Source organism: uncultured Pseudosulfitobacter sp., assembly GCF_963976325.1.
Lineage (GTDB): Bacteria > Pseudomonadota > Alphaproteobacteria > Rhodobacterales > Rhodobacteraceae > Pseudosulfitobacter.
In genome coordinates this window covers 82,917-108,481 of sequence record NZ_CAXBJW010000001.1, presented here as the reverse complement: position 1 = coordinate 108,481, position 25,565 = coordinate 82,917, and the positions used below count along the sequence as shown (strand labels likewise).

Genomic DNA, 25,565 nt, shown 5'->3' with positions numbered 1-25,565 from the left:
AGACTAGAACGCGGGGCAACAAAGGCCAAGGAGTGTGCGGCATGAATATTCTGATCCTCGGCGGTGGTGGCCGCGAACATGCATTGGCATGGGCGGTGGTGCAAAACCCCAAGTGTGACAGGCTGATCGTCGCGCCCGGCAATGCGGGCATCGAGACGATGGCGGAATGCGCCACGCTGGATATTGAAGACGGCGGTGCAGTGGTGGCGCTGGTCGAGGCGGAATCAATCGACTTTGTCATCGTCGGCCCCGAGGCCCCGCTGGCCGCCGGCGTTGCAGACCGTCTGCGCGATGCGGGTGTGCTGGTGTTCGGTCCCAGCGCTGCCGCCGCGCAACTGGAGGCGTCCAAAGCCTTTACCAAGGAAATCTGTGATGCCTGCGGCGCGAACACCGCCGCCTACGGACATTTCACCGATGCCGCTGCCGCCCGCGCCTATGTGCAAGAGCAAGGCGCGCCGATTGTGGTCAAGGCCGACGGTCTGGCCGCGGGCAAGGGCGTGATCATCGCCGAAACCGTGACCGAGGCCGAAGCGGCCATCGACGACATGTTCGGCGGCGCCTTTGGCGGGGCCGGCGCCGAGGTGGTGATCGAGGAGTTCATGGAGGGCGAGGAAGCGTCGTTCTTCGTGCTGTGCGACGGCACCGATGTTTTGCCGATGGGCACGGCCCAGGACCACAAGCGCGTGGGCGACGGCGACACCGGCCCCAACACCGGCGGCATGGGCGCCTATTCGCCCGCGCCGGTGCTGACGGATGCGATTGCACAAACCGCACTGGACCAGATCATCAAGCCCTGCATGGACGAAATGACCAAACGCGGGATGCCCTATCAGGGTATTTTGTACGCGGGCCTGATGATCAAGGACGGCGTGCCGCGTCTGGTGGAATACAACGTGCGCTTTGGCGACCCCGAGTGCCAGGTGCTGATGATGCGCCTGGGTGCGCAGGCGCTGGACCTGATGCACGCCGCAGCCCAAGGGCGTCTGCGCGATGCACGGGTGAACTGGGCGGATGATCACGCGATCACCGTGGTGATGGCGGCCAAGGGCTATCCCGATGCTTACGAAAAAGGCAGCGTGATCGGAGGGCTGGATGTGCTGCCCGAAGACAGCAGCAACATGGTGTTCCACGCGGGCACCAAGCGCGCGGGCGGTGATGTGGTCGCCAATGGCGGGCGGGTTCTGAACGTCACCGCCCGTGGCGCGTCGCTGGCCGAAGCCCGCGAACGTGCTTATGCGATGGTTGACGCCGTGGATTGGGATGGCGGGTTCTGTCGCCGCGACATCGGCTGGCGGGCGCTGGACTGAGACGGCGCAGGGGGCGCTGCCCCCCGCGTCTGCGACGCGTCCCCCGGAGTTTTTCCGGCAAGATGAAGGGTTAGTTACAGCGTAGCGCGCGGGTCATGGCTGCGGCGCTGTAGCGGCCCAAGGGGCGCGTGTGCGTGCGACCGCTTGTCAGACGGGTGGCGATGATTTGCGACCAGTCGGCATTGGCGGTCAGGATTTCGGGCGGGCCGTCACAGGTGCGCAGACCGCCGGCGATACCCTCGTCGCCAATGCGGTGGTTGGTCAGCCCCTGCTGGTCCGTCACATGGTGCAGCGCGCCGTTCTCATACCGCCAGATGCGCAGGGTCTTGGCCAAATGCGGACGATCGACATAGGCGATTTCGACGCTGCCATCGCCGTCCAGATCGCCGATGCCCGCAGGGGCAAGCCAGCGGTTGCGCCTGCCGATATGTGGCGTAGCGATACGGGTCAGCGTCGTTTTGTCCAAACGGTAGACGACCAGCGCGGCGCCTTGGGTCATGGTGCTTTCCACAACGACCACCTCGGGGATGCCGTCGTGATCCAGATCGGCCAGACGCGGGGCCATATCCTCGAACACCGCTGTTTCGGGCAGGGTCACGCAGGCCTGCGTTCCCGGGCCGGTCAGGCACAGCCGCCCCCATTCCGGCAGATCGCCCATGATGGCGTGACCATAGCGGTGGGTCGGTACCTGAAACTGCGCGGTGTATGTGCCAAGGCGCGCATGGCCCTGCGGCGCCGCAGTGGCGGCACCGGCCAGCAGCGCCCAGCAGAGCGCCGCCAGCCGCATCATCAGATTTGTTTTTCGGGCATGTGGACGACCAGACCGTCCAGCGCATCGGTAACCTTGAGCTGGCAGGTCAGACGCGACCGCGCGGGATCGGGTTCGTAGGCAAAGTCGAGCATGTCTTCTTCCATGTCGTCCTTGGCCGGCAGTTTTTCGACCCAGGCCGGATCGACATAAACGTGGCAGGTCGAGCAGGCGCAAGCGCCACCGCAGTCGGCTTCGATGCCGGGAATGTTGTTGTCGCGCGCGCCTTCCATGACGGTCATGCCGGTCGCAACGTCGACAACATGTTCTTTGCCGCCGTGTTCGATGTAGGTAATTTTGGCCATTGCTGCCCCCTTGGTGCGAAATCCCTGCATGTCTATCCAGCCGCCGTGGGCTGCGCCAGCCCCTTTTGCACCGCCACGTCGGCAGGTTGCACACGGCACACAGTTTACCCCTGGTGCCTCTGCCGCGCAGGGCTGGTCACCGCTGCACGATGCCGCTAGCTTGGCGCGCAAAGCCGCCCCTGAACCGGCCGAGGACCCGAGCAATGATCCACTTTCGAACCGCAACCCTTGGTGTGTTGTTGCTGGCCGCCTGCGCCCCTTTGTCGGGCGGTGGCGGGCTGGATGGTCCGGGCATGATCCGCCTGACCGCAGAACGCCCCCAGGGCGCTGACCCTGACACGTGCTGGGGCAAGAAAACATCGCCCGCCATTATCGAAACGGTCGAGCGTGAGGTGCTGTTGCAGCCCGCGCAAGTCACCGCCGAAGGGCTGATCCAGCAGCCCGCAGTTTACAAACGCGAAAGCGTGCAAGAGATCGTGCAAGAGCGCGTGGACACGTGGTTCGAGGTGCCCTGCGCCGACGAGCTGACGCCCGAATTCATCTCGTCCCTGCAACGGGCTCTGGCGGCGCGAAACGTCTACAACGGCCCTGTCACCGGCGAGATGTCGATGCGCACCCGCGCGGCCCTGCGCCGGTTTCAGGCGCCTGACGGCTTTGACAGCGATATACTGACCATCGCAACGGCACGCAAACTGGGTCTTGTCGCGGTGGAACGCCAGCCCGCCGAATAGCAAAAGGCCGGGCACATCGGCCCGGCCTTTCAATGTTTCAGTCGTCAGATGCCGTCAGTCGGCAATGCCAAGTGCGACAAACCGCGGGTCGCCGCCACGGCGTACCAGCAGCAACAGCGATTTGCGGCCGGCCTCTTTGACCTCGGACACGCGGGTTTCAAAGTCGGCAATCGTGGCGACCTTTTGTTGACCGGCTTCGGTGATCACGTCACCGGGACGCAACCCCTTCTCGAAGGCCTCCGAGCTTTCGTCAACAGCGCCGACCGCCAGCCCCACCAGATCGTCACCGACACCCAGCTCGCTGCGCATCTCGTCGGTCAGCGGTGCCAGCGTCAGGCCCAGAACCTCTTTGGTGGTTTCAGGGGCCTGCTCGGCGTCGTCACCTTTGGCCACGGCCGGAACCGCACCTTCGGCTTCTTCACGACGGCCCAGCGTGACCTTCAGCGTCACGGTCTTGCCGTCGCGGAACACAACCACACGCACCGCTTCGCCCACGGGGCTGTTGCCCACCTGGCGCACCAGCGCACGGGTGTCTGCCACATCGACACCGGCAAAGCTGAGGATCACATCGCCATCCTTCATGCCGGCTTCCATTGCGGGACCTTCGGGCACCGATGTCACCAAGGCGCCGGTTGTCTTCTCAAGACCCATCGCCTCGGCAATATCCGGTGTCACGTCCTGAATGCGCACGCCCAGCCAGCCGCGGCGGGTTTCGCCGTATTCCTGCAACTGTTTGACCACGCGGTTCACCACGTTCGACGCCATCGAGAACCCGATGCCGATCGAGCCGCCGTTGGGCGACAGGATGGCGGTGTTCACGCCGATCACTTCGCCGTCCATGTTGAACAAGGGGCCACCCGAGTTGCCGCGGTTGATCGCAGCGTCGGTCTGGATGTAGTCGTCATAGGTGCCGCTCAGCGCGCGGTTGCGGGCCGACACGATACCGGCCGAGACCGAAAAGCCCTGACCCAGCGGGTTGCCCATGGCAATCACCCAGTCACCCACACGCGCCGCGTCGCTGTTGCCAAAGGGCACGAACGGCAGCGGGCCGTCAGCCTCGACTTTCAGCAGGGCGATGTCGGTGTTGGGGTCAGTGCCAACAACCTTGGCATCCAGTTCCTTGCCGTTGAAAAATTCGATTGTGATCTCGTCCGCGCCTTCGATCACGTGGTTGTTGGTGACCACATAGCCGTCTTCGGAAATCACGAAACCCGACCCCAATGCAGACGACCGACGCGGGCGGTCGCCGTTGTTGTTGCGGTCCTGGAATTCACGGAAGAAATCTTCGAACGGGCTGCCTTCGGGCACGATGCCCTGCGGACCGGTGTTGCCTGCCACCACAGTGGAGGTGGTGATATTCACCACCGAGGGGCTGATTTTCTCGGCCAGCGGCGCGAGGCTTTCAGGTTTGGCCTGTGCCGCAATCACCTGCGCCAGCACAAGGACCATCGCCAGGGCCGTCAGCCACATAGCGCGAATTTGGAAAATAGGTGTGCGTGTTGTCGACACCGCGACCGCTCTGGTCTGCATACGACGTTCTCCTGCTTTTCATGCGGGCGGGACGCCCGCTTTTCACACATTACTGCGCGTCTGCGCACTACCGTGCATCTAGCGTTGCTGGCTTGCAACATGAAAGATGGAATTCAATCGCACCCTGTCAACACCACGTTACCCATCTGTGAACCCTGCCCGCCACGGACAAGACCGGCGCGCAAAACTTCTTTTGGCCCAAAATATCCCCGCCGGAGGCATCGCACCAAAATTCGGAGAATTTTAAATAAAATCAAATGGCGCGTCAGCGCCGCGATCAGTTCAGGCCGAACTGGAAGGCCGCCCAGACCAGCAAAAGACCGCTCACCAAAGCGAGAACGCCCACCTGCCGGCGCATCCCCTCGGGCAGGCTGCGCAACAGTTCAAGCACACGTTCAATAAGCGAAGGGGCCAGCGCATAGGCCAGCCCCTCGACAATCAGCACAAGACCAAGGGCCATCAGGACCCAGGCCATGTTATTCGCCTTCGACCGACCGCGCGCCCTGATCCGAGCGCAGGTAGTTGAAGAACTCGCTGTCGGGCGACATCACCATCGTCGAGTTCTCACCTTTCAGCGCCCGCTCGTATGCGGTCAGCGAGCGGTAGAACTCGAAGAATTCGGGATCGGCGCCAAACGCGGTGGCAAAGATACCGTTGCGTTCGGCGTCGGCTTCACCGCGAATGATGTCCGCCTGCCGTGTCGCGTCCGAAGTCAGCTCGACCACGGTCCGGTCAGCCTGCGCACGCACCCGCTGGGCGGCTTCTTCACCGCGCGCGATTTCGTCCGCCGCTTCGCGTTCCCGTTCGGCCCGCATCCGGGCGAATGTCGCATCAAGGTTCTGCTCGGGCAGGTTGGTCTGTTTAAGACGCACGTCGATGACTTCCAGTCCCAGGGGCAGCGCACGCTGGCGTGCCTGTTCGGTGATGCGCGCCATCAGGCCCGCACGGTCCGCCGACAGGATGGTGTTGGATGTCACCCCGTTCGAACCCAGAACCGCCCGGATCACCGGGTTCAGGATGCCCTCAAGCCGGTCCTCGGCCCCGCGCATCCCGTTGGCGCCCACCGCTTGGCGGAACTGCACCACGTCCGAAATCCGGTAGCGGGCAAAGGCGTCGACGACCAGACGGCGGTCATCCGAAGGCGTCACCTCGGTGGGGTCGGTGTCCAGCGCCTGAATGCGGTCATCGTAACGCACGACTTCCTGAATCAGCGGGATTTTGAACGCCAGCCCCGGTTCTTCCTTGACCGATTTGATCTGGCCGAATTGCAGCACCAGCGCCTTTTCACGCTCGTCCACGATAAAGACCGAGCTGAGCAGGATGGCCACCAGCACGACGACGGCGGGAATGATAAATGTTGTATTCCGCATCAGTTCGATCCTCCACGGCGCAATTCATTGAGCGGCAGATAGGGCACGACGCCCTGTCCGCCGTTACCACCGGACGCGTCCTCAAGGATAATCTTGTCCACATCCCCCAGGATTTTCTCCATCGTCTCTAGATACAGGCGTTTGCGTGTCACCTGCGGTGCCTTGGAGTATTCTTCCAGAACCGAGGTAAAGCGCGCGGCCTCACCCTGGGCTTCGTTCACTTGCTGGGCGCGGTAACCTTCGGCCTCTTCCAGCGTTTGCGCGGCTTCACCACGGGCACCAGCCAGCACACGGTTGGCATAGGCATCCGCCTCGCGTTCCAGACGGTCGCGTTGCTGTTCGGCTGCCTGCACTTCGCGGAAGCTGTCGATCACGTCGCGCGGCGGGTCGGCTTTATCAAGGTTCAGACGCAGGATGTTCACGCCGCTGTCGTATTGGTCCAACGTTGACTGGATCAGTTCCTGTGCTTCATCCGCAATCACCTGACGGTCGCGGTTCAGGATCGGCGCCAGTTCCGACCGTGCGATAACTTCGCGCATGGCCGATTCCGACACGGCGCGAATGGTTTCTTCGGGCTCGGCCAGGTTGAACAGGTATTTTGCCGGGTCCGAAATGTTCCAGACCACCTGAAAATCAATGTCGATGATGTTTTCGTCGGTGGTCAGCATCAGGCCGGTTTCGCCACGCGTGCCCGTGCCAATGGTTTCCGTCTGTTCGCGCGTCACCGGCAGGACCACGGCCGTGACCAGCGGCCAGGGCGCAAAGTTCAGGCCGGGATCACCGGTTGCGGAATATTTGCCCAGAAACAGCTCGACCGAGCGTTCTTCGGGTTTCACGGTGTAAAAGCTGGCAAGCCCCCAGCCGATGATCGCCACCAGAACCGCAAGGCCAACTGTTCCACGGGTCAGTCGCGGACCACCGCCGCCACCGCCCGGACCACGTCCGCCGGTGCCGTTGTTGCCACCACGTCCGCCCATCAGGACGCGCAGTTGTTCCTGGCCCTTTTTGACCAATTCGTCGATTTCGGGCATCTGCCCGCCGCCTTCGCCGGGGCGACGACCGCCACCGGGTTTGCCGCCATTGCCTGCACCGTTGGTGCCGCGATCGCCCCCGCGTCCGTCATCTCCGCCAGAGCCTCCGCCGCCCCAAGGGCCGCCTGTGTTGCCAGCCATATGTTTTCTGTCCTCCTGTTCGCGACCCGTGGGGGCCGCGCATCACTCTATTACCTGTGTATTTTACTTGAGAATTCAAGCAGTGCGCGTCGGCGTCCGCATTGTCACGATTTCCTCGGACATGGTCGGATGCACCGCGCAAACGCGGTCAAAGTCTTCTTTGGTTGCACCCATCTTGATCGCGATGCCCGCAAGCTGGATCATTTCACCCGCATTGGGCGCGACGATATGACATCCCAGAACCACGCGCGTTTTCTTGGATACGATCAGTTTCATCAGCACCCGGTCGTCGCGTTTGGCAAATGCGGTCTGCATCGGCCGGAAGCTTGAGGCGTAAATCTCAATTTCTTCCTGCTTGGCTGCGGCCTCTTCGCTCAGGCCGATGGTGCCCATTTCGGGCTGTGTGAAGATCGCGGACGGGATCAGGTCGTGATCCACCGGCGTCGGATTGTCACGGTATACGGTTTCGACAAAGGCCATGCCCTCGCGGATCGCAACCGGTGTCAGGTTCACCCGGTCGGTGACGTCCCCAATGGCATAGATGTTGTCGGCATCGGTTTTCGAGTATTCGTCGACCAGAATTTCCTGACCACGGCCCAGCTTTACGCCCGCCTCTTCCAGCCCCATGTCTTGCGTGTTCGGCGCGCGGCCCGTGGCAAAGAACACCACGTCAAAGACCTTTTCGCCGCCGGTGGTCGATTTCACCCGGATCGGCCCGCCGCGCGTGCCGGCTTCGGGGTCGGTTTTGCGGTTGGCAATTTCGGCGCTTTGCTGGGCATCGGCGCCCATTGCGGCGTCTGATCCCACGTGCGGCGCGTGCTCTTCCGTGTCGGGGCACATCTCGACGATGTTGGTGCCCACGCGCAGGTCAATGCCGCGTTCACGCATCGCTTCGGCCACCAGCCCGCGCGCCTCGTCGTCGAAACCGCGCAGGATTTGTGCACCGCGGTAATATTGCGTCACCTCGACACCCAACCCATGCAGGATGCAGGCAAATTCACAGGCGATATAGCCGCCGCCGATGATCAGGATCGACTTGGGCAGCTTTTCCAGATGGAAGATGTCGTCGCTGACAATCCCCAGATCGGCATTGGGCAGATCGGGGCGCACGGGGCGGCCCCCGGTGGCCACCAGTATCGTCTTGGCGGTCTTTTCCGCGCCGTTGGACAGCACCACGGTGTGCTTGTCTTTCAGCGTGGCGCGACAGTCAAAAGTCTCAACGCCGGAATTGGCCAGCAGATTGCGATACACATCCTCAAGCCGGTCCAGTTCAGTGTTCAGACGCTTCTGAAACACCGGCCAGTCGAACGGCCCCTCTTTCAGATCCCAGCCATAGGCCGACGCATCGCGCACCGTGTCGCGGTATTCGCTGGCGAACACCATCAGCTTTTTCGGCACACAGCCACGGATCACACAGGTGCCGCCATAGCGGCTTTCTTCGGCCAGCCCGACCTTGACGCCATCGCCAGCCGCCACCCGCGCCGCACGCACGCCGCCCGAACCGCCGCCAATTACAAAAAGATCAAAGTCATATGTGGATGCCATAAAAGCGCGCCCCTTAGGTTGGTTAGTCAGCAAGGTCGGTGAACAGGTTGTCCGTCTCGACGAATTCCAGACGGTCCTGTTCGATTGTGCCTTCATTTATGTCGCGCACTTCGACCCGTCCATCGCCATAGCCGATCACAACCGCGTCACAAATGTCGATGAACAAACCGTTTTCGACGACGCCGGGCATCTGGTTCAGCACCAGCGACAGTTGCCGGGCGTTGCCGATGCGGTGCAAATGAAGGTCAAGAATGTGGTTGCCTTCGTCAGTGATGAAAGGCCGCGCGCCGTTCATGCGCAGCGACGACGACCGGCCCAGAACGTCCATCGAGATCAGCGTTTCCTCGACCAGCGCCTGCGTGGTCTGCCAGCCGAACGGAATCACTTCGATCGGCAGGGGAAAGGCGCCCAGCGTCTCGACCTCTTTGCCGATGTCCGCGATCACCACCATCTGGTCGCTGGCGGTCGCTACGATCTTTTCCTGCAACAGCGCGCCGCCGCCGCCCTTGATCAGGTTCAGGTCGCCGTCGAATTCGTCGGCCCCGTCAATGGTCAGGTCCAGCCATTTGGCCTCGTCCAGCGACATCACCTCGATGCCCACCTCGCGCGCCAGTTGTGCTGTGCGGGTAGAGGTGGGAACGCCCTTGATCCGCAGCCCGTCGTTGCGCACCATCTCGCCGATGCAGCGCACCAGCCATGCGGCGGTGCTGCCAGTGCCCAATCCCACACGCATACCGTCCTCGACATAGTCGGCGGCACGTTTGGCGGCGACGAATTTCGCCTTGTCAATCGGGGACAATTCTCCGGACATGGGGCAGCTCCAATAGTGTCTTGTGCTGCTTATAGGAAAGATGCGTCGTGGGTGCTATGGGCAATTGTCGCGTCAGATTGCAGGTGACACCGTTGAAAGCGCCGGTTTCGAAACCGTGTCTGCCTGACGCAGCATCCGCCGCCATTGCCCCACCCGCAGGCAAGGGCGCGCCGGCGGCATGTCAGCAGACGGCCCCAGAAGCGCCGCGATTTCCTCTTGGGCAACCGGGCCCAGCGCCTTGAGCGCCTGCGCGCCCGGCAACATGGTTTCCGACAGCACGCCGTTTGCGTGCACAAGGTGGTGACCGGCACACATGATATGATGATAATCCACCACCCGTCGCGGCGCGATGGCAATGCCCGGCAGCCCAACAAGCGCCTTGGCCGGGACCAGATGCGGTTGCCAGCCGGACAACGGCACGGCCCATCCGCAGGTGACCAGAATGCGGTGCTGCGGAGACACGAACAGGTCACGGTCGTTGCCCAGCGTTCCGGCGGCGATGCGGATCGGAGCCAGATTTCCCTGCCCCCCGACCCTTTCTTCCCCACACCAGACCACCGCTTGGGGTCCATCGTCGACGGTGCTGACCAGATCGCCGGCCTGAATATCCTCGACCGCGCATTCGCCCCCCGGCACTGCGATCGACGTGCCGCGCACGTAACAGACAGCCATGTCCGCATAAGCGATTTCAGGGTCGTTCGACGCAATCGACACGATCTGATAGTCAACGCCCGGGATCAGCCGTTTGTCCGACGCGATACCTTGGGCATCCGCGTCCATTTCAAGAACGTATATCGTGATATTGTCAGCCGGATCGTTCGAGCCGACAGGCCGGATCACATAGGCATATTCAATCTCGACGTTCTGGCCCGGGCCGAAATACATACCGTTCAGCGTCAGACCTTGCACAAGGTCCTGACCGCCATCGCCGTCTTCAAATATGCCTTCGTTGTCGGTCAGGACCACATCGCTGGCCACGGCATCGGGGTCGATGCGAATGGTCGCGCCATTGCTGACAGAATCGGCGTTGCCACTGTTATCCGACGCAAAGGGATCTGGTCCCGTGAAAGAGATTTCGTCGAATCCGAACGCATCGAAACTGTAAGTCGGCATCTACCGGCCTTCCTCGTTACCAAACCTGACCGCCTTAAACAAAAACAACTGAAAGACGGTTAAAGAACCTCCAAAGGAATGGCGGCGATTTGCGGCTAAGTTTTGAAAATATCGTGGAATTTCTGGCTGGTTTAACAAACCTACCCGTTCAAGCTCTGCCCCCCGACGACAGACTGCCCCGCAATCGCCCCCAATAAATGGCGGGGCGAGGCAAGAACACCTATATCGTTGATTTTTATATGTTTAAGTCGCACGCAAATGGGATGTTCCGGCCTGTGTCCCGCCACTGCCGTCGCACTATCCGCATCGCGTGCACGCTTGAGAACGGCGCACTCCTGACACATTATTCAGTACTGCTATCGGTCGGCACCGCGCTGCCGCGCCATGCGTTGCCGCAATCCGTGGTTCTGGATCAGGCGCGCAAGCTTCTGGCGCTGCCCACGCCGCGCTGGACGACGCGCGGATGACAGCCGATCAGGTGGATGTCATCGTCACGGTCCTGTTCGGAGACGGCGCGGCGGCATGGGTGCTGGGCCTGTGGTGGGTCGCCGTGGTCATTACCGTGCTGAACACCCTGATGTTGCGCCATCGCATCCGCATCGAGGATGGCGCGCAGCACCCATAGGGTCAGCTTTCGCTGCTGATCGGTCGCAAATGAAGCGCATCGACTGTCTGCCGGGCGCTATGTCTGCGGAGATGACATATGTGCTGCACTTTGCCCCTGACAATGCCTCGCTGATCGTTCGGTTGGCGCTGGACCATGCCGGGCTGCCCTACCAGACGCGTCTGGTGGACCGTGCCGCCCGTGCACAGGAAACAGCCGCTTACCGTGCACTGAACCCCAACGGGTTGATCCCGACGCTGGAAACCCCGCACGGCGTGCTGTTCGAGACAGGCGCGATCCTGCTGTGGCTGGCGGACACCCACGGCGGGCTGGGCCCTGCGCCGGACGATCCGGGGCGGGGCAACTGGCTGAAATGGCTGTTCTTTGTCGCCAACACCGTGCATCCGGCCCTGCGGATGACCTTCTATCCCGACAAATACACCGGCACAGACCGCCGCGATCAGGCCCGCCTGCGACAGCACCTGCAAACCCAGCTTGCCGATCACCTGAGCAGGCTGAACGATGCCGCCGCCGACTGGCAACATAATGCCCCGACCGTGCTGGATTTCTATATCGCGGCTTGCCTGCGCTGGTGTGTTCTTTATCCTGTCGACACCGACCGCAGTTGGTTCGACCTGTCCAGCTACCCCGCGCTGCACGCCACCTGCCTGCGCGTCGAAACCCTGCCCGCCTGTGCCATGCTGATGCGTGCCGAAGGTCTGGGCGACACGCCCTTCACCGCGCCCCGTGCGCCCACCCCACCATATGGAAGTGCCACCTGAATGTTCCTATCCGTCTTCGAGATGTTCAAAGTGGGCATTGGCCCGTCGTCCTCGCACACCATGGGGCCGATGGTCGCTGCCGCCCGGTTTCTGGACATGATGCGCGCCTCGCCCTTCCATTTTGCCGGTGTGCGCGGGTCGCTGCACGGGTCATTGGCGTTCACGGGGGTCGGTCACGCCACGGACCGCGCCACCATTCTGGGCCTCGCGGGGTTCGTGCCCGATACCTATGACAACGACAAGGCCGAGGCGACGCTGGCCGATCTGGACACCACGCACCTGTTGCACCCCGACGGCCTGCCACCGCTGAAATTCGATCCCAAACGTGATCTGGTTTTCGACTATGACACCCAGCTAAAGGGCCACGCCAACGGCATGATCCTGATGGCCACCGATGCCCAGGGCGACGTCACCCTGCGACAGGTGTTCTATTCGATCGGCGGCGGCTTCGTGATGACCGAGGAAGAGCTGGCCGCAGGCAAGGACACCGATGAGGGCGACCCCGTCCCCTTTCCCTTCAAATCCGCCAATGAAATGCTGGAGATGGCCCACGCCTCGGGCAAGACCATCGCGGGCATGAAACGCGCCAACGAGGAATCGCGCGGCGGGGCCGACAACCTGAAACGCGGCACGGCACGGCTGTGGCAGGTGATGAACGACTGTATCGACCGGGGGCTGAACAATGATGGCATCCTGCCCGGCGGCTTGCAGGTCAAACGCCGCGCCAAGGCGATCCACGATGCATTGCAAGCCGAGCGCGGGATGAACCAACAGGCCCCGCACACCATCAACGACTGGATGAGCGTCTATGCCATGGCGGTGAACGAGGAAAACGCAGCCGGCGGGCAAGTGGTCACCGCCCCCACCAATGGTGCGGCGGGCGTGCTGCCTGCGACCTTGCGCTATTATCTGGACCATGTGCCGGGGGCGTCGGAAAAACATATCGAGGATTTCCTGCTGACCGCTGCCGCCATTGGCGGGCTGGTGAAATACAACGCCTCGATCTCGGGCGCCGAAGCGGGCTGTCAGGCCGAAGTGGGCAGTGCCGCCGCCATGTCAGCCGCAGCCCTCTGCGCGGTGATGGGCGGCACGCCGGAACAGGTCGAAAATGCCGCCGAGATCGCGCTGGAGCATCATCTGGGCATGACCTGCGATCCGGTCAAAGGGCTGGTCCAGGTGCCTTGTATCGAACGCAACGGGCTGGGCGCGATCAAGGCGGTCAGCGCCGCGTCGCTGGCCCTGCGCGGCGACGGCACCCATCTGGTGCCGCTGGACGCTTGCATCGAAACCATGCGCCAGACCGGCGCGGATATGTCCGAGAAGTACAAGGAAACCTCGTTGGGCGGGCTGGCGGTCAACGTGCCGAACTGCTGACCTTTTGCACCTTCGGCAATTGCCAATCCCCAACGCCGCACCTAGCGTGCGGCTTATGGATCAGGATCGCCCCCTTTTAGGTATCATGTTGATGCTTGGCTTTTGCGTGGTTGCCCCGATGGGCGATGCGCTGGCCAAGGTCATTGGCCAGTCGCTGTCGCTGGGGCAATTGCTGTGGTGCCGGTTCATGGTGCAGGTGATCGTGCTGATCCCGCTGGTCTGGCTGACCGGACGCCAATGGAAGATGCGGGGCCGTGTGCTGCGGCTGACGTTCATTCGTACGTTGCTGCATATCGCGGGCATTGGCGGCATGTTCACCGCCCTGCGCTATCTGCCGCTGGCCGATGCGGTGGCGATTGCCTTCGTCATGCCGTTCATCATGCTGCTGCTGGGCAAATACGTTCTGGGCGAAGAAGTCGGCAGCCGCCGCCTGATCGCCTGCATCGTCGGGTTTCTGGGCACGCTGCTGGTGGTGCAACCCAGCTTTGTCGATGTGGGCTGGCCCGCGCTGTGGCCGATTTTCGTGGCCTTTACGTTCGCGCTGTTCATGCTGGTGACCCGCCAGATCGCCAAGCAAACCGACCCCGTCAGCTTGCAGGCCGTGTCCGGCGCGATGGCAATTGCGATCATGTCGCCGCTGCTGTGGCTGTTCTCGGATGATGTGGCCGGGCTGGCGATGCGCCTGCCGGACGGAACCGAGACGCTGTTGCTGGTGGGGATCGGCCTGTTCGGCACGCTGGGACACCTGATGATGACATGGTCGCTGCGCTTTGCGCCCTCGGCCACGCTGGCGCCGATGCAATACCTGGAAATCCCCTTTGCCACCGCCATCGGTTACGTGGTGTTCCGCGATCTGCCCAACGGGCTGGCGACGGTGGGCATTCTGGTCACGGTTGGGGCGGGCCTGTATGTAGTACTGCGCGAACGCAGCGTGGCGCGGCGGCAGATGCGGGTGCCACCAACAGCCTAAACCAGCGCCTGAACCAGCTCTGCCAGGATACGCCGTGGCGCGATACACAGCATTCCCGGCCCGTCCATCCACAACCGAACCGGCCCCGTCGCGCGGTTCGACGTGCCGATCAGGTGCATCGGGTGAAACTCCAACCCGTCAATCGGCCACTGCAAGCCAATCGACCGCCCCGATACTTTCTGCATGGGAAACAATGATACCACATCGCCCGCAACCACAGGCAAGGCCACCTGCGCGGGACAATGAAAGATCACCTCGGTCGCCCCCAGCATGATGCAGGGGCGCGCGCTGCGGGCCGCGAGAACGTGAAAGGCAGCCAGTTGATGATCCAGCCGTTCCCCTGTAAAACCGACAGCAATCACCAAAGGTGCCGCAATGCTGCGCAGCGCCTTGTCAAAGTCGGTGCTGGACTGTTCCGTTATGTGATGCAGGCGGTTATCTGGGATCTGGGCGCGAATTTCGTCCGGCAAACTGTCGAAATCGCCAATAACCGCATCGGGCAGGACGCCTGCGGTCAGGGCCAATGCGGCCCCTCCGTCGGCTGCCACACAGACCGGCGCCAGCGCAGCCGCCAAAGCCACATCGGCGGCAGTGCCGGCCCCCCCGCCGATCAAAGTTACTGGCGCTGCACTTTCAACGATCACACTGTCCGGCACGGTATTAGCCTCATATTTGGAAACAAGTCACAAAGTCGCCTTAAAATGATACCGTGCTGGGCACAGATTCGGGCTGCTTTGGCCGCGCCGTTCAACAATACCAAAGCCTGCAGCACCGCAGAGGACGCCTATTATGATCAGTAACAATAAAATTTTAACGGTCTCCTACGGCACCTTCTCGTGCACGTTGGAAGGGTTTGACGATTCTTTCCACACAATGAAAGCCATTGCCGAGTATTTCCGCGATTTGGCCAGCGACGACCGGTACTTTGGCGCTGAACCTCCGCAACCGGACGCCGAGATGCTGGCACGTATCGCAGAACGCGAGATTGCCCGCCGCGTCGAGGCGCGCACAAACGATGGCCGCATCTTCCTGAGTGCCACAGCGCCGCAGGCCGAGGCACCGCTTGCCCCGCAGGCCGCCCCTGCGCCCGCTGCCGCACCCGCTGCCGAAGCTGCGCCGCAACAGGCCGCGCCCGAAGCGACACCCGACATCGCCCCCGAGGTGATGGCCACCGAAGCCGACGCCGTGCAGGTGCAAGACGACGCGGCGGATGCGGACGACCAAAAGGGCGACGACATCGACGACGCCTTTGACCATGCCAAAGCGGGCGACATGCTGCAAACAGCGCCCGAAGCACAGGAAGCACAGGTTGAGGACGCGCAGGACGACACCGAAACCTTCATGGCCGACACCATCGAAGACACCACAGAAACGGTTGCCGAAGAAGACGAACAGCCCGAAATCACCCCCGAAATCGCGGAAGCCGAAGCCGTCGAAAGCGCCCCCCGTGACCGTGTGATTCCCCACGCCGACAGCATCGCGGCCAAGCTTGAGCGTATCCGCGCCGTCGTGTCGCAAGCCGATGACGACGATCGGGACGACGACTATTCCGAAGACGAGCATGCCGAGGAACTGCTGTCCGACGCCGTTCATGCCGGCGCCGACTTTGAAGACGAAGACGACGCACAGACCGCGCAGGACGATGCCCTGATGACCGCGATGATGGCGCAGGCACAGGACGAAGACGACGCGCAGGACGCCGCCCGCGAATCCGCCGCCGACCTGACAGCCCATGCCGCCGCCGATGTCAGCGCCGCACTGGATGCAGACGACGCGATGACCGTGGCCGAGGATGAAGACGACGACGACGTCGCCGAAATCCTTGCCCGTCTGGACGGCGAAATGTCTGACGACAGTGACGACACAGCGACGGCCCATGTGGCCACAGAAGACGACGCCGCGGACGATTTGACGGATGATATGTCCGACGAAATCGACGACATGAACCTGTTCGACGACAGCGACGACGCGGATGACGACGACGAAGAAATCATGATCGTCGAGGAAGAGGACAGCGCGGAAGACGCCGCAGCCCCTGCCCCACGCATCACCCGTATCGTCAAGGTCAAACGTTCCGAACTGGAAGCCGCCATCGCGCAGGGCAATCTTGAAGAGATGTCCGACGAGGATGAGGACGACACCGACGCGCAGGCCGACGGCCGCGAATCCTCGTTGTCGGATGAAGACGAAGACGCCTTGCTGCGCGAACTGGCCGATGTCGAGGCCGGTCTGGACGATCAAGATGATGACGCCGACGAAGCAGCCCGCGCCACCCACGCGGCCCGCACCGCCGCGGCCAAACTGGACGATGCGGCTGACGACGGTGACGTCGCCCGCCTGATGGCCAAGACCGATGCCGAGATGGGCGAACCCGAAAGCGCGCGCCGCCGCGATGCCTTTGCCCACCTGCGCGCAGCCGTGGCGGCCAAGAATTCGGACGACGGGATTGTTGGCGCCAAGCTGGCCGAGGATGCGCTGGAAGTGCGCGCCTATCAGACCGATCTGGCCGATGTGGTCAAACCGCGCCGCCCCGAAGCGCGCGGCACCGGCCGCGACCGTCGCCCCGATGTGCAACGCCCGGCCCCGCTGAAACTGGTGGCCGAGCAGCGTGTGGACACGGCCCAACCCGCAGCACTGGCCACACCTGTGCGCCCGCGTCGCGTGGAACAGCCTATCGCGGTTGTCGAGGCCAGCAGCACCAGCTTTGCCGAGTTTGCGGACGAGATGGGCGCGCACGAACTGCCCGACCTGTTGGAAGCCGCCGCCGCCTATCTGGCTTTTGTGGAAGAGCGCGACCAGTTCTCGCGTCCGCAACTTATGACCAAGGTTCGCCAGGTGATCGGCACCGAATTTAGCCGCGAAGACGGCCTGCGTTCCTTTGGCCAACTGCTCCGGGCCGGGAAGATCGAAAAGATCAAGGGCGGGCGCTTTGCTGTCTCTGGCGACATCGGGTTTCGCCCCGACCAACGCGCCGCAGGCTGACTGCCACAGCTGAATGAGACTGAAACGGCGGGCCTTCGGGTCCGCCGTTTTGGCATTTGGGGGTTAGCTGTCCGGCACCGGCGTACAGAAAATCAGCCGGTTGCCAAAGGGATCGGCCACGCTCATATCGTCCATTCCGTAAGGCTGCCGCTGGACGCCCGGGCGGGCAAAACCATAGTTCTTGGCGCGCAAGCTGGCGGCATAGGCCGCCACATCCGGCACCCCGATACGCAGCGCAGCCCCCGGCGACGCATCGCCGTGATGTTCGGACAGGTGCACTTCGCAGTCGCCCATGCGCAAGCTTAGGTACAGCGGCAGATCGGGCGCAAAGCGGTGCGCGAACACCACTTCGAACCCCAGGAAATCCACGTAGAATTCCCGCGCCTTGGCTTCGTCAAAGCTGCGCAGGATCGGGATCGGGGCCTGCGCCTGCATCAGTCGCCCCTGCTTTGGTTCGCGTCGGGGTCCGGTTGCCCGACCCCCTTGAACACGGCCTTCAGCGGGAAGGCCCACAAGACGCCAAGACCCACATAGACCAGCAGTTCGACCCAGATCGACGGCCGGTCGAACAGCGCCACGATGTTCACCGCAAGGATGATATAAAGCGGCAGCCCCACCAGCAGGATGATCAGCGACCAGCGCCGACGTGCTTTGTAGCTTAGCGCCATGTGGCCCCCTTAATCAGCGAACGGATCGCGTACCAGAATGGTGTCTTCACGCTCGGGCGAGGTGGACAACAGCGCCACCGGACATTCGATCAGCTCTTCGACGCGTCGCACGTATTTGATCGCCTCGGCGGGCAGATCGGCCCAGCTGCGCGCGCCTTCGGTCGATTCCGACCAGCCCGGCATTTCCTCGTAGATCGGTGTGCAGCGCGCCTGTTGGTCGGCGGCGGTGGGCAAATAGTCCATCCGTTTGCCGTCCAGCTCATAGCCCACGCAAATCTTCAGCGTTTCGAACCCGTCCAGCACATCCAGTTTGGTCAGCGAAATGCCATCAACGCCGCTGGTGGCACAGGTCTGGCGCACCAGGCAGGCATCGAACCAGCCACAGCGACGCTTGCGGCCTGTTGTGGTGCCGAACTCGTGGCCCCGTTCGCCCAGACGCTGACCGTCTTCGTCCAGCAGTTCTGTCGGGAACGGGCCTTCACCCACGCGGGTGGTGTAGGCTTTGACGATGCCCAGAACATAGTTGATGGCACCCGGCCCCATACCTGTTCCGGTGGCCGCCTGCCCCGCGATCACGTTGGACGAGGTCACAAAAGGATAGGTGCCAAAGTCGATGTCCAGAAGCGCGCCTTGCGCCCCTTCGAACAGGATACGTTTGCCCGCCTTGCGCTTTTCGTTCAGCACTTTCCAGACCGGAGCGGCAAAGGGCAGGATTTGCGGTGCAATCTCGCGCAGTTGCGCCAGCAGGTCGTCGCGGTCCACCGGTTCCAGACCCAAACCCGCACGCAACGCGTTGTGGTGCACCAGCGCACGGTCGACCCGCAGTTCCAGCGTGGCATCATCCGCCAGATCGGCCACGCGGATCACGCGGCGGCCCACTTTGTCCTCGTAGCACGGGCCGATGCCGCGCCCGGTCGTGCCAATCTTGGCCACCGAATTCTGGCCCTCGCGCGCGCGGTCCAGTTCACCGTGGAACGGCAGGATCAGCGGCGTGTTCTCGGCGATCATCAGGGTTTCCGGGGTGATGGTCACACCCTGCTCGCGGATGCCTGCAATTTCCTTGACCAGATGCCAGGGGTCCAGCACCACACCATTGCCGATCACCGACAATTTCCCGCCGCGCACCACACCCGAAGGCAGCGCGTGCAGCTTGTAAACCGTCCCGTCGATCACCAGCGTGTGGCCCGCATTGTGCCCGCCTTGGAACCGGGCAATCACATCGGCGCGCTCGCTGAGCCAATCGACGATCTTGCCTTTTCCTTCGTCACCCCATTGGGCGCCGACAACGACGACATTGGCCATGATGCAGGTCCTTTTTGATTGCAAACCGGGTGTGGTATAGTCCGCCCGCACAGGGCGCGAAACCACAAACTGTGGCCCCGGCCCGCATATCTGCAAATAAGTGCGGACTAGGGATGTTGACCCAACACCCTTTACACAAGGGGCCGTTTTGGGCAATTCCTGTGGAAACCAGACACCGGAGATCGCGATGGGCTTTATCCTGCGCTGGCTGGCGGCCTTTGTGCTGCTGGCCCTGACCTACAATCCGACCGAATTCAACTACGTGCGGTGGGTGCGGGATTACGGGTCGAAAAACCTGTCAATCGCGGTGCTGGTGGGGCTTTTGTTGTTGATCGGATATATCATCTATTTGCGCGCGACGCTGCGTTCTATCGGCGGATTCGGAATGGCGCTGGTGCTGGCGGTGATGGGATCGGGGCTGTGGGTGCTGTACGATCTGCACCTGCTCAGCCTGGACAACACCAGCATGAACACATGGCTGGGCCTGCTGGCGCTCAGCTCGGTTCTGGGGATCGGCCTGTCCTGGAGCCTGGTGCGCCGCCGTTTGTCCGGTCAGGCCGATATGGACGACGTCGACGAATAGGATCAACCGTCCAGCGTCACCGGATCGCCGTGCGGGGTGCGCAGATAGGCCGCCTCCCACGCGTCGCGCATGTCGGCCACGGCAGCAGCCTCGGCCCAGCCTTTTTCGGCCAGCAGCCCCTCGAGCGTTTCAAGCCACGCCGCGAAATAGTCATCGCCGCCGTTCAGGTCGCGGGTCAGCCCGTGTCGCGCCAAAGTCGTGGAAAACCGCGCGGCCCAGTCGGGCCAGTCGAACCGCCCTGCCTCGTTCAGATGCACCGTCAGCGCAAACAGTTGCGCGTGCCACGGCGCTTCGAAGACCGGTTCGGGACGGGTCATGATGCAGGCTCCAGATAGCTCTGCCACAGGTCCAGCACCACCTCGTCGCGCGGATGTTCGGGGCGCGCCCACAATTCCGACGCGGCAAACGCCACGGCATAGAGCGGTTCGGGACGGTCCCCCAGCCCGTGCGCGGCGGCATCGGGCAGGACATGGTGGCCGTGCAGCCGCACGATGCGCCCCACAGCCCCGGCTGCGTAATCCGGCAAACGGGTGTGGCCGCCGTCGACAAATGCGTTGTGGGCGTGCCGCCGCGTGCGGACCTTGTCACCGGCAGAAAACGCCACCGCGACCTGTGCAGGCCGGTCCGCAGGGCCACCACGCGCCAGAACACCGGCGACGGCATCCGACGTCAACTTGCGGTCGGCCAGCGGCGACGGACCAATGGCATGACCACTGGCCAGTTCCTCGGGCGTCAGCACGCCCTTGTCCACCAGCATATCGGCCAGCCCCGCCATCCACTTTTCGTAATAGCTGAAGGCGGCGTAATCCATGGGTGCCAGCCGTTCGCGGGCGTGGCGGCTGGTGTCGATGTTCCACTGGCCCAACGACCCGCAGGCCAGCGTCACCGCCAGCGCACGCGGATGCCAGTCGGCATGGAACACCTCGGTTTCGGGTTCGGGCACGACCGCGCCATCGCCGTAACGCCCGCCCATGTCGTGGACGCGCGTCATGCGTCTGCGCCTTTGTGATCGTGGACGCGACTCACGCGTCTGCGCCTTTGTGGTCGTGGACACGGGTCACGCGTCTGCGCCCTTATTCGTGTGGACGCGGGTCATGGTTTCAACGCCAGTCCGGTGCCGATCATCGAATCGCGCGTGACCAGATCCATCAAAGCCGCCTCGTCCATGCCTTCGGTTCCGGCGGGGCGCTGCGGGATCACCAGATAGCGCACCTCGGCCGTCGAATCCCAGACCCGCACGGCGGTGGCTTCGGGCAATGTCACGCCGAAATCGGCCAGCACCTTGCGCGGCTCGCGCACGGCGCGGGCGCGATAGGCGTCGGATTTGTACCAACCCGGCGGAATGCCCAGCAACGGCCACGGATAGCAACTGCACAGGGTGCACACGACCATGTTGTGCACGTCATCGGTGTTCTCGACCGCAACCATATGTTCGCCCTGGCGTCCGTAATACCCCAGATCGGACACCACTGCGGTGGCATCGTCCAGCAAGGCCGCGCGGAACGCAGGGTCGGACCACGCACGCGCCACCACATGCGCACCATTGCGCGGGCCGATGCGGTTTTCGTAGGTGTCGATGATTTCATCCAGTGCCGCGGGGTCGATCAACCCCTTTTCGGTCAGGATCGTCTCAAGCGCCTTGACCCGCAAAGCAGGGTCCGGCGGCAGCAGCGCATGGGCGTGATCGTGGTCATGATGGTCGTGTGGCATGACCCCAGCATGGCGCGCAGGCCGGCCATTTGTCCAGAGCCTTCCGCATTACCGGCCACGCACCCTTGCCCCGCCTGCGAAACTTGCATAGATACCCGCAAAACCGAACGTGAGCATCGTGAGCATCCATGGAAAATGTCGTCCTGATCATTCACCTTATCCTAGCCTTGGGACTGATTGCCGTTGTGCTGCTTCAGCGCTCTGAAGGCGGCGGTCTGGGTATGGGCGGCGGTGGTGGCGGGGCCATGACAGGCCGTGCAGCCGCCACAGCCTTGGGCAAGGTCACATGGATTCTGGCGATCGGCTTTATCATCACGTCGATCACGCTGACCATCATCGCAGCCGAAAAGGCCGCAGGGTCTTCTGTCATTGACCGGTTGGGTGCCGCGCCTGAAACGCAGGACAGCACGCCGCTGACACCCCCTGCCGATGGTCTGACACCGCCCACACAAAGCGACGCCGACGCGCCGCTGGTGCCCGCGGGCGACTGACCCTTTAATCGCTATACCTTGAGGCAAGATGCCGCGCTGCAACATCATGTTGCGGCATGGCTTGCCTTGAACTGAAATCATCTGTTATACTGAGGCCCCGTGGTGCTGTGAAAATCGCAGCCGATTCTGGTGGTTTTGGTTCATCCGAAAATCGCATTTGCAACACGGGGAGCATCCGAACTCATGGCGCGTTATATCTTCATCACTGGCGGTGTGGTCTCTTCACTTGGCAAGGGGCTCGCGTCGGCAGCGCTGGGGGCCTTGCTACAGGCACGCGGCTTTTCGGTCCGGTTGCGCAAGCTTGATCCTTACCTGAACGTCGATCCCGGCACGATGTCCCCGTTCGAGCATGGCGAGGTTTTCGTCACCGACGACGGCGCCGAGACCGATCTGGACCTTGGCCACTACGAGCGGTTCACCGGTGTGCCTGCGCGGCAAACCGATTCCGTGTCGTCGGGGCGCATCTATTCCACCGTGCTGGAAAAGGAACGCCGTGGCGATTACCTGGGCAAAACCATTCAGGTGGTGCCGCACGTTACCAATGAAATCAAAGACTTCCTTGACATCGGGGATGACGAGGTTGATTTCATGCTGTGCGAAATCGGTGGCACCGTCGGTGACATCGAAGGGCTGCCCTTCTTTGAGGCGATCCGCCAGTTCAGCCACGACAAACCGCGCGGCCAGTGCATTTTCATGCACCTGACGCTGCTGCCCTATCTGGCGGCAAGTGGTGAATTGAAAACCAAACCGACGCAACACTCGGTCAAGGAACTGCAATCCATCGGCATCGCCCCCGACATTCTGGTCTGCCGCTCGGAACAGCCGATTCCCGAAAAAGAACGTGAAAAAATCGCCCTGTTCTGCAACGTTCGCAAAGAGGCGGTCGTGGCGGCCTATGACCTGCCCACCATTTACGACGCGCCGCTGGCCTATCACGAACAGGGTCTGGACCAGGCGGTTCTGGATGCCTTCCAGATCAGCCCGGCACCGCGCCCTGACCTGACCACATGGCAAGACGTATCCGACCGCGTGCATCACCCCGAAGGCGAGGTGAAAGTGGCGATTGTCGGCAAGTACACCCAGTTGGAAGACGCCTATAAATCCATCGCCGAGGCACTGACGCACGGCGGCATGGCCAACCGTGTGAAAGTGCGGATCGAATGGGTCGACGCCGAAATATTTGACAAATCCGGCGATGTTGCAGCCCACCTGGACGGCTTTCACGCGATCATCGTGCCCGGCGGTTTCGGCGAGCGCGGCACCGAGGGCAAAATCAAGGCAGCCGAATATGCCCGCGTGAACAAGGTGCCCTACCTGGGCATTTGCCTGGGGATGCAGATGGCGGTGATCGAGGCCGCGCGGAACGTCGCGGGCATCGAGGCCGCAGGCTCGGAAGAGTTCGACCACGAAGCGGGCAAAAAGCGTTTCGAACCTGTGGTCTACCACCTGAAGGAATGGGTGCAGGGCAATGCCAAAGTCACCCGCAAAGTCGGCGACGACAAGGGCGGCACCATGCGGTTGGGGTCCTACGATGCTGTGCTGAAAGAAGGGTCAAAGGTGGCCACGGCCTATGGCACCACCACCATTGATGAACGTCACCGCCACCGCTACGAAGTTGACGTGAAATACCGCGAGCAACTTGAAAAAGCCGGGCTGGTGTTCAGCGGCATGTCGCCGGATGGCCGCCTACCCGAAATCGTGGAATGGCCTGATCATCCGTGGTTCATCGGCGTGCAGTTCCACCCCGAGCTGAAATCCAAACCTTTCGCCCCGCACCCACTGTTCAAGGATTTCGTGCGTGCCGCGAAAGAGATCAGCCGGCTGGTCTGATTTCTGAACACCCTGCTCAGACGTCCAGTCATCCCGCCCCGGCGGCGAAGGATGGATAGGGCCTAGCGTTATGCGCGCTGCGGGAGCACCGCCTTGCGGTCGCGTTTGTTGGTGTACATCCGTGCGTCGGCTGCATTGGCCAGCGCTGCGTAATCCGATCCGTCCTGCGGATAGCAGGCGATGCCAAAAGACGCGCCGACCACCAGATCCAGCGCCTGCCCATCCGGTCCGCGCCAGGACACCGGGCGTTCTATCTGGCGGCGCAGACGGAGGGCAATGCGGGTGGCAATCGCGGCGTCCACGTCGGCAATCCAGAACGCGAATTCATCCCCGCCCAGACGGGCAGACACATCCTCGCCCCGTTTGTGTTCCAACAGCCGCTGACCCACATGTTCCAGCACCGTGTCGCCCGCGCTGTGGCCATAGGTGTCGTTGATTTCCTTGAAACCGTCGAGGTCCGCAAACAGCAGCGCGCCGGTCTTGGTTCCGCGTTCCAAAGCCTTGGTCACCGCCTTGCGCAATTCCTGCCCCGTGGTCAGGCCGGTCAGTTGGTCGGTGGATACCAAACGGCGCAGGTGTTGCGCCTCGGTCTTAAGCTGCTGGGCCACTTTCAGTTCACGGGCGCGGCGGTGTTCGATATTGGCAACCTCGTTGCGCAACAACATGAACCGGCTGCGCAAGATACCCGAGGAATCGCCGAACAGCATGACCATCGCGCCCCTTTCATCCAATGGAGCACCCGAGATGCGCCACGCCTTGAACCAGACAGGCCCGGATTTCAAATCGACCCGTATCGGGATCGTCACCGAGGATCGCAACACCTGGCTCAACTGCGGTACGAGTGCCGCGATCAACCCGTCGTCCGTGCCATCCAACCCTGCGGCCAGCAATGCTTTTGCCCGTTGGTTCGCATATGAAATTTCACCCTGTTCCGACAACAGCATCACAGGTTCGGGTGCGCGTCCGAATACAGCATCTAGCTGCTGAACCGTCGCCCCCGGATCAGCGGAAAAATTCGTGACCATTGGCGCTGTCATCCGGTTTCAGGCCCAGGGTCACGCGGCACCGTGAATGGCCTGCCGCAATTGATTCAGCGACATGAACGCGCGCATATCCCGTTGCATTTGCGGCGATCCGCCCGAACACATTGGTTGTCATCATGCACAGCGACGGCCGTCCCTCGACCCGCTTGCCAAAGGGACAGTCGCAATTGGAGAACACAACGCCATCCTCGCTGACCTCTTCCACGGTAAACGTACCGCTGATCTTCTCCTTCAGATCGACGCAGATGCGCGCGATGTCTTCGGGTGTATCATTTGGAAAATCAGGGGACAGGGCATAAAGCTGCGATAGGTCATCCCCGATCCGGTTGCCGACCATCGCCACAAAACCTGAGGCATCTTCCAGCCCGATCACCTCTTCAAGGGCGCCGGCAAGTTCGCCGATCATGTCGGCAAAGAACACATCGCGCGTCAACGCCGGGCGCCCGGCCTCGGGCGGGGAAGAAACAGTATCTTTCATCGGCTTATCCAACATAAATTTCAGTGCAGGGTTTCACCATCGCACCAAGGTCTGAA

At 62.5% G+C, this 25,565-nt stretch carries 29 protein-coding genes; 11 read left to right on the top strand and 18 right to left on the bottom strand.

Annotation, left to right across the window (positions count from 1 at the left end):
- The first annotated feature begins 41 nt into the window (after positions 1-41).
- Positions 42-1,307 (top strand): phosphoribosylamine--glycine ligase, encoded by a 1,266-nt coding sequence (purD, locus tag AAC077_RS00590; protein WP_339765816.1) that lies wholly within the window; start codon positions 42-44, stop codon positions 1,305-1,307.
- A gap of 70 nt (positions 1,308-1,377) precedes the next feature.
- Here purD and AAC077_RS00585 read toward each other — a convergent pair whose 3' ends face one another.
- Positions 1,378-2,097: a VCBS repeat-containing protein gene (locus AAC077_RS00585; RefSeq protein ID WP_339765814.1), complete on the bottom strand. Its 720-nt coding sequence runs from the start codon at positions 2,095-2,097 to the stop codon at positions 1,378-1,380.
- Positions 2,097-2,420, bottom strand: a complete 324-nt coding sequence (locus AAC077_RS00580; protein WP_339765812.1) for a 2Fe-2S iron-sulfur cluster-binding protein — start codon at positions 2,418-2,420, stop codon at positions 2,097-2,099. The genes AAC077_RS00585 and AAC077_RS00580 overlap by 1 nt, the downstream gene beginning before the upstream one ends.
- Before the next feature lie 203 nt (positions 2,421-2,623).
- Here AAC077_RS00580 and AAC077_RS00575 point away from each other — a divergent pair, with 203 nt between their 5' ends.
- Complete coding sequence (locus AAC077_RS00575; RefSeq protein WP_339765810.1) at positions 2,624-3,151, top strand: peptidoglycan-binding domain-containing protein; 528 nt, start codon at positions 2,624-2,626, stop codon at positions 3,149-3,151.
- Positions 3,152-3,205: 54 nt separating this feature from the next.
- On the opposite strand, the gene AAC077_RS00570 is transcribed toward AAC077_RS00575, so the two are convergent.
- The 7 genes from AAC077_RS00570 to AAC077_RS00540 form a co-directional block, all read right to left on the bottom strand.
- Positions 3,206-4,681, bottom strand: coding sequence for a DegQ family serine endoprotease (locus AAC077_RS00570; protein WP_339765808.1), 1,476 nt, complete (start codon positions 4,679-4,681; stop codon positions 3,206-3,208).
- A gap of 277 nt (positions 4,682-4,958) precedes the next feature.
- Complete coding sequence (locus AAC077_RS00565; RefSeq protein ID WP_339765806.1) at positions 4,959-5,156, bottom strand: DUF2065 domain-containing protein; 198 nt, start codon at positions 5,154-5,156, stop codon at positions 4,959-4,961.
- A gap of 1 nt (position 5,157) precedes the next feature.
- Complete coding sequence (locus AAC077_RS00560; protein WP_339765804.1) at positions 5,158-6,051, bottom strand: protease modulator HflC; 894 nt, start codon at positions 6,049-6,051, stop codon at positions 5,158-5,160.
- A complete protein-coding gene (gene hflK, locus AAC077_RS00555) occupies positions 6,051-7,223 on the bottom strand; it encodes an FtsH protease activity modulator HflK (protein ID WP_339765802.1) in 1,173 nt (390 codons plus the stop codon). Before hflK ends, AAC077_RS00560 begins: the two co-directional genes overlap by 1 nt.
- Positions 7,224-7,298: 75 nt before the next feature.
- The gene (locus AAC077_RS00550; protein ID WP_339765800.1) at positions 7,299-8,768 is read right to left on the bottom strand and encodes an FAD-dependent oxidoreductase; all 1,470 of its coding nucleotides are present in this window, start codon (positions 8,766-8,768) and stop codon (positions 7,299-7,301) included.
- Between the two features lie 22 nt (positions 8,769-8,790).
- On the bottom strand, positions 8,791-9,579 hold the full coding sequence (rpiA, locus tag AAC077_RS00545) for a ribose-5-phosphate isomerase RpiA (protein WP_339765798.1): 789 nt from the start codon (positions 9,577-9,579) through the stop codon (positions 8,791-8,793).
- A 72-nt stretch (positions 9,580-9,651) separates the two neighbouring features.
- Entirely contained in the window at positions 9,652-10,692 is a 1,041-nt protein-coding gene (locus AAC077_RS00540; RefSeq protein WP_339765796.1) for a Hint domain-containing protein, read from the bottom strand.
- A gap of 263 nt (positions 10,693-10,955) precedes the next feature.
- Between AAC077_RS00540 and AAC077_RS00535 the strand changes: the two genes are divergently transcribed.
- The 5 genes from AAC077_RS00535 (at position 10,956) to AAC077_RS00515 (ending at position 14,422) form a co-directional block, all read left to right on the top strand.
- Positions 10,956-11,159 carry a hypothetical protein gene (locus tag AAC077_RS00535; protein WP_339765794.1) on the top strand — a complete coding sequence of 68 codons (204 nt, stop codon included), beginning with the start codon at positions 10,956-10,958 and terminating at the stop codon, positions 11,157-11,159.
- Positions 11,156-11,317 (top strand): hypothetical protein, encoded by a 162-nt coding sequence (locus AAC077_RS00530; RefSeq protein ID WP_339765792.1) that lies wholly within the window; start codon positions 11,156-11,158, stop codon positions 11,315-11,317. The genes AAC077_RS00535 and AAC077_RS00530 overlap by 4 nt, the downstream gene beginning before the upstream one ends.
- Before the next feature lie 71 nt (positions 11,318-11,388).
- Positions 11,389-12,078, top strand: a complete 690-nt coding sequence (locus tag AAC077_RS00525; RefSeq protein WP_339767899.1) for a glutathione S-transferase family protein — start codon at positions 11,389-11,391, stop codon at positions 12,076-12,078.
- On the top strand, positions 12,079-13,452 hold the full coding sequence (locus tag AAC077_RS00520; RefSeq protein WP_339765790.1) for an L-serine ammonia-lyase: 1,374 nt from the start codon (positions 12,079-12,081) through the stop codon (positions 13,450-13,452).
- Positions 13,453-13,507: 55 nt separating this feature from the next.
- Positions 13,508-14,422, top strand: a complete 915-nt coding sequence (locus tag AAC077_RS00515; RefSeq protein WP_339765788.1) for a DMT family transporter — start codon at positions 13,508-13,510, stop codon at positions 14,420-14,422.
- Here the strand turns inward: AAC077_RS00515 and AAC077_RS00510 are convergent.
- A complete protein-coding gene (locus tag AAC077_RS00510) occupies positions 14,419-15,066 on the bottom strand; it encodes a thiamine diphosphokinase (RefSeq protein WP_339765786.1) in 648 nt (215 codons plus the stop codon). The two genes, AAC077_RS00515 and AAC077_RS00510, sit on opposite strands and share 4 nt — an antisense overlap.
- Before the next feature lie 229 nt (positions 15,067-15,295).
- Between AAC077_RS00510 and AAC077_RS00505 the strand changes: the two genes are divergently transcribed.
- Positions 15,296-17,404, top strand: a complete 2,109-nt coding sequence (locus AAC077_RS00505) for a chemotaxis protein CheA (protein WP_339765784.1) — start codon at positions 15,296-15,298, stop codon at positions 17,402-17,404.
- A gap of 63 nt (positions 17,405-17,467) precedes the next feature.
- On the opposite strand, the gene AAC077_RS00500 is transcribed toward AAC077_RS00505, so the two are convergent.
- Genes AAC077_RS00500 through AAC077_RS00490 form a run of 3 tightly spaced genes read right to left on the bottom strand, consistent with a single transcriptional unit; the run spans position 17,468 to position 19,374 of the window.
- Positions 17,468-17,839, bottom strand: a complete 372-nt coding sequence (locus AAC077_RS00500) for a glyoxalase superfamily protein (protein WP_339765782.1) — start codon at positions 17,837-17,839, stop codon at positions 17,468-17,470.
- Positions 17,839-18,072, bottom strand: a complete 234-nt coding sequence (locus AAC077_RS00495) for a DUF2842 domain-containing protein (protein ID WP_339765780.1) — start codon at positions 18,070-18,072, stop codon at positions 17,839-17,841. Before AAC077_RS00495 ends, AAC077_RS00500 begins: the two co-directional genes overlap by 1 nt.
- Before the next feature lie 9 nt (positions 18,073-18,081).
- Positions 18,082-19,374 carry an adenylosuccinate synthase gene (locus tag AAC077_RS00490; RefSeq protein WP_339765778.1) on the bottom strand — a complete coding sequence of 431 codons (1,293 nt, stop codon included), beginning with the start codon at positions 19,372-19,374 and terminating at the stop codon, positions 18,082-18,084.
- 187 nt (positions 19,375-19,561) lie between these two features.
- Here AAC077_RS00490 and AAC077_RS00485 point away from each other — a divergent pair, with 187 nt between their 5' ends.
- Positions 19,562-19,957, top strand: a complete 396-nt coding sequence (locus AAC077_RS00485; RefSeq protein ID WP_339765776.1) for a DUF6524 family protein — start codon at positions 19,562-19,564, stop codon at positions 19,955-19,957.
- A gap of 2 nt (positions 19,958-19,959) precedes the next feature.
- On the opposite strand, the gene AAC077_RS00480 is transcribed toward AAC077_RS00485, so the two are convergent.
- The 3 genes from AAC077_RS00480 to nthA all read right to left on the bottom strand — a co-directional run bounded on the left by AAC077_RS00480 (position 19,960) and on the right by nthA (position 21,667).
- Complete coding sequence (locus AAC077_RS00480; RefSeq protein WP_339765774.1) at positions 19,960-20,274, bottom strand: nitrile hydratase accessory protein; 315 nt, start codon at positions 20,272-20,274, stop codon at positions 19,960-19,962.
- On the bottom strand, positions 20,271-20,948 hold the full coding sequence (nthB, locus tag AAC077_RS00475; protein ID WP_339765772.1) for a nitrile hydratase subunit beta: 678 nt from the start codon (positions 20,946-20,948) through the stop codon (positions 20,271-20,273). The genes AAC077_RS00480 and nthB overlap by 4 nt, the downstream gene beginning before the upstream one ends.
- A gap of 101 nt (positions 20,949-21,049) precedes the next feature.
- On the bottom strand, positions 21,050-21,667 hold the full coding sequence (gene nthA, locus AAC077_RS00470; RefSeq protein WP_339765770.1) for a nitrile hydratase subunit alpha: 618 nt from the start codon (positions 21,665-21,667) through the stop codon (positions 21,050-21,052).
- A 128-nt stretch (positions 21,668-21,795) separates the two neighbouring features.
- Between nthA and secG the strand changes: the two genes are divergently transcribed.
- Both secG and AAC077_RS00460 read left to right on the top strand, forming a co-directional pair.
- Complete coding sequence (gene secG, locus AAC077_RS00465; RefSeq protein ID WP_339765768.1) at positions 21,796-22,158, top strand: preprotein translocase subunit SecG; 363 nt, start codon at positions 21,796-21,798, stop codon at positions 22,156-22,158.
- 183 nt (positions 22,159-22,341) lie between these two features.
- On the top strand, positions 22,342-23,988 hold the full coding sequence (locus AAC077_RS00460) for a CTP synthase (RefSeq protein WP_339765766.1): 1,647 nt from the start codon (positions 22,342-22,344) through the stop codon (positions 23,986-23,988).
- Between the two features lie 68 nt (positions 23,989-24,056).
- On the opposite strand, the gene AAC077_RS00455 is transcribed toward AAC077_RS00460, so the two are convergent.
- Together AAC077_RS00455 and AAC077_RS00450 are read right to left on the bottom strand one after the other, a co-directional pair.
- Positions 24,057-25,013 (bottom strand): GGDEF domain-containing protein, encoded by a 957-nt coding sequence (locus AAC077_RS00455; RefSeq protein ID WP_339765764.1) that lies wholly within the window; start codon positions 25,011-25,013, stop codon positions 24,057-24,059.
- On the bottom strand, positions 24,991-25,509 hold the full coding sequence (locus AAC077_RS00450; RefSeq protein WP_339765762.1) for a methanogen output domain 1-containing protein: 519 nt from the start codon (positions 25,507-25,509) through the stop codon (positions 24,991-24,993). Before AAC077_RS00450 ends, AAC077_RS00455 begins: the two co-directional genes overlap by 23 nt.
- Positions 25,510-25,565 lie beyond the last annotated feature (56 nt).

What these genes read in the sequence shown, in the direction of transcription:
- AAC077_RS00495 (WP_339765780.1), bottom strand. Translation starts at nt 18,072, where the DNA reads ATGGCGCTAAGCTACAAAGCACGTCGGCGCTGGTCGCTGATCATCCTG.
- AAC077_RS00550 (WP_339765800.1), bottom strand. Translation starts at nt 8,768, where the DNA reads ATGGCATCCACATATGACTTTGATCTTTTTGTAATTGGCGGCGGTTCG.
- AAC077_RS00575 (WP_339765810.1), top strand. Translation starts at nt 2,624, where the DNA reads ATGATCCACTTTCGAACCGCAACCCTTGGTGTGTTGTTGCTGGCCGCC.
- AAC077_RS00490 (WP_339765778.1), bottom strand. Translation starts at nt 19,374, where the DNA reads ATGGCCAATGTCGTCGTTGTCGGCGCCCAATGGGGTGACGAAGGAAAA.
- AAC077_RS00450 (WP_339765762.1), bottom strand. Translation starts at nt 25,509, where the DNA reads ATGAAAGATACTGTTTCTTCCCCGCCCGAGGCCGGGCGCCCGGCGTTG.
- AAC077_RS00485 (WP_339765776.1), top strand. Translation starts at nt 19,562, where the DNA reads ATGGGCTTTATCCTGCGCTGGCTGGCGGCCTTTGTGCTGCTGGCCCTG.
- AAC077_RS00520 (WP_339765790.1), top strand. Translation starts at nt 12,079, where the DNA reads ATGTTCCTATCCGTCTTCGAGATGTTCAAAGTGGGCATTGGCCCGTCG.
- AAC077_RS00525 (WP_339767899.1), top strand. Translation starts at nt 11,389, where the DNA reads ATGACATATGTGCTGCACTTTGCCCCTGACAATGCCTCGCTGATCGTT.
- AAC077_RS00460 (WP_339765766.1), top strand. Translation starts at nt 22,342, where the DNA reads ATGGCGCGTTATATCTTCATCACTGGCGGTGTGGTCTCTTCACTTGGC.
- AAC077_RS00565 (WP_339765806.1), bottom strand. Translation starts at nt 5,156, where the DNA reads ATGGCCTGGGTCCTGATGGCCCTTGGTCTTGTGCTGATTGTCGAGGGG.
- AAC077_RS00540 (WP_339765796.1), bottom strand. Translation starts at nt 10,692, where the DNA reads ATGCCGACTTACAGTTTCGATGCGTTCGGATTCGACGAAATCTCTTTC.
- AAC077_RS00500 (WP_339765782.1), bottom strand. Translation starts at nt 17,839, where the DNA reads ATGCAGGCGCAGGCCCCGATCCCGATCCTGCGCAGCTTTGACGAAGCC.
- hflK (WP_339765802.1), bottom strand. Translation starts at nt 7,223, where the DNA reads ATGGCTGGCAACACAGGCGGCCCTTGGGGCGGCGGAGGCTCTGGCGGA.
- AAC077_RS00530 (WP_339765792.1), top strand. Translation starts at nt 11,156, where the DNA reads ATGACAGCCGATCAGGTGGATGTCATCGTCACGGTCCTGTTCGGAGAC.
- AAC077_RS00515 (WP_339765788.1), top strand. Translation starts at nt 13,508, where the DNA reads ATGGATCAGGATCGCCCCCTTTTAGGTATCATGTTGATGCTTGGCTTT.
- AAC077_RS00560 (WP_339765804.1), bottom strand. Translation starts at nt 6,051, where the DNA reads ATGCGGAATACAACATTTATCATTCCCGCCGTCGTCGTGCTGGTGGCC.
- nthA (WP_339765770.1), bottom strand. Translation starts at nt 21,667, where the DNA reads ATGCCACACGACCATCATGACCACGATCACGCCCATGCGCTGCTGCCG.
- AAC077_RS00535 (WP_339765794.1), top strand. Translation starts at nt 10,956, where the DNA reads ATGTTCCGGCCTGTGTCCCGCCACTGCCGTCGCACTATCCGCATCGCG.
- AAC077_RS00455 (WP_339765764.1), bottom strand. Translation starts at nt 25,013, where the DNA reads ATGGTCACGAATTTTTCCGCTGATCCGGGGGCGACGGTTCAGCAGCTA.
- rpiA (WP_339765798.1), bottom strand. Translation starts at nt 9,579, where the DNA reads ATGTCCGGAGAATTGTCCCCGATTGACAAGGCGAAATTCGTCGCCGCC.
- purD (WP_339765816.1), top strand. Translation starts at nt 42, where the DNA reads ATGAATATTCTGATCCTCGGCGGTGGTGGCCGCGAACATGCATTGGCA.
- secG (WP_339765768.1), top strand. Translation starts at nt 21,796, where the DNA reads ATGGAAAATGTCGTCCTGATCATTCACCTTATCCTAGCCTTGGGACTG.
- AAC077_RS00505 (WP_339765784.1), top strand. Translation starts at nt 15,296, where the DNA reads ATGAAAGCCATTGCCGAGTATTTCCGCGATTTGGCCAGCGACGACCGG.
- AAC077_RS00480 (WP_339765774.1), bottom strand. Translation starts at nt 20,274, where the DNA reads ATGACCCGTCCCGAACCGGTCTTCGAAGCGCCGTGGCACGCGCAACTG.
- nthB (WP_339765772.1), bottom strand. Translation starts at nt 20,948, where the DNA reads ATGACGCGCGTCCACGACATGGGCGGGCGTTACGGCGATGGCGCGGTC.
- AAC077_RS00580 (WP_339765812.1), bottom strand. Translation starts at nt 2,420, where the DNA reads ATGGCCAAAATTACCTACATCGAACACGGCGGCAAAGAACATGTTGTC.
- AAC077_RS00570 (WP_339765808.1), bottom strand. Translation starts at nt 4,681, where the DNA reads ATGCAGACCAGAGCGGTCGCGGTGTCGACAACACGCACACCTATTTTC.
- AAC077_RS00585 (WP_339765814.1), bottom strand. Translation starts at nt 2,097, where the DNA reads ATGATGCGGCTGGCGGCGCTCTGCTGGGCGCTGCTGGCCGGTGCCGCC.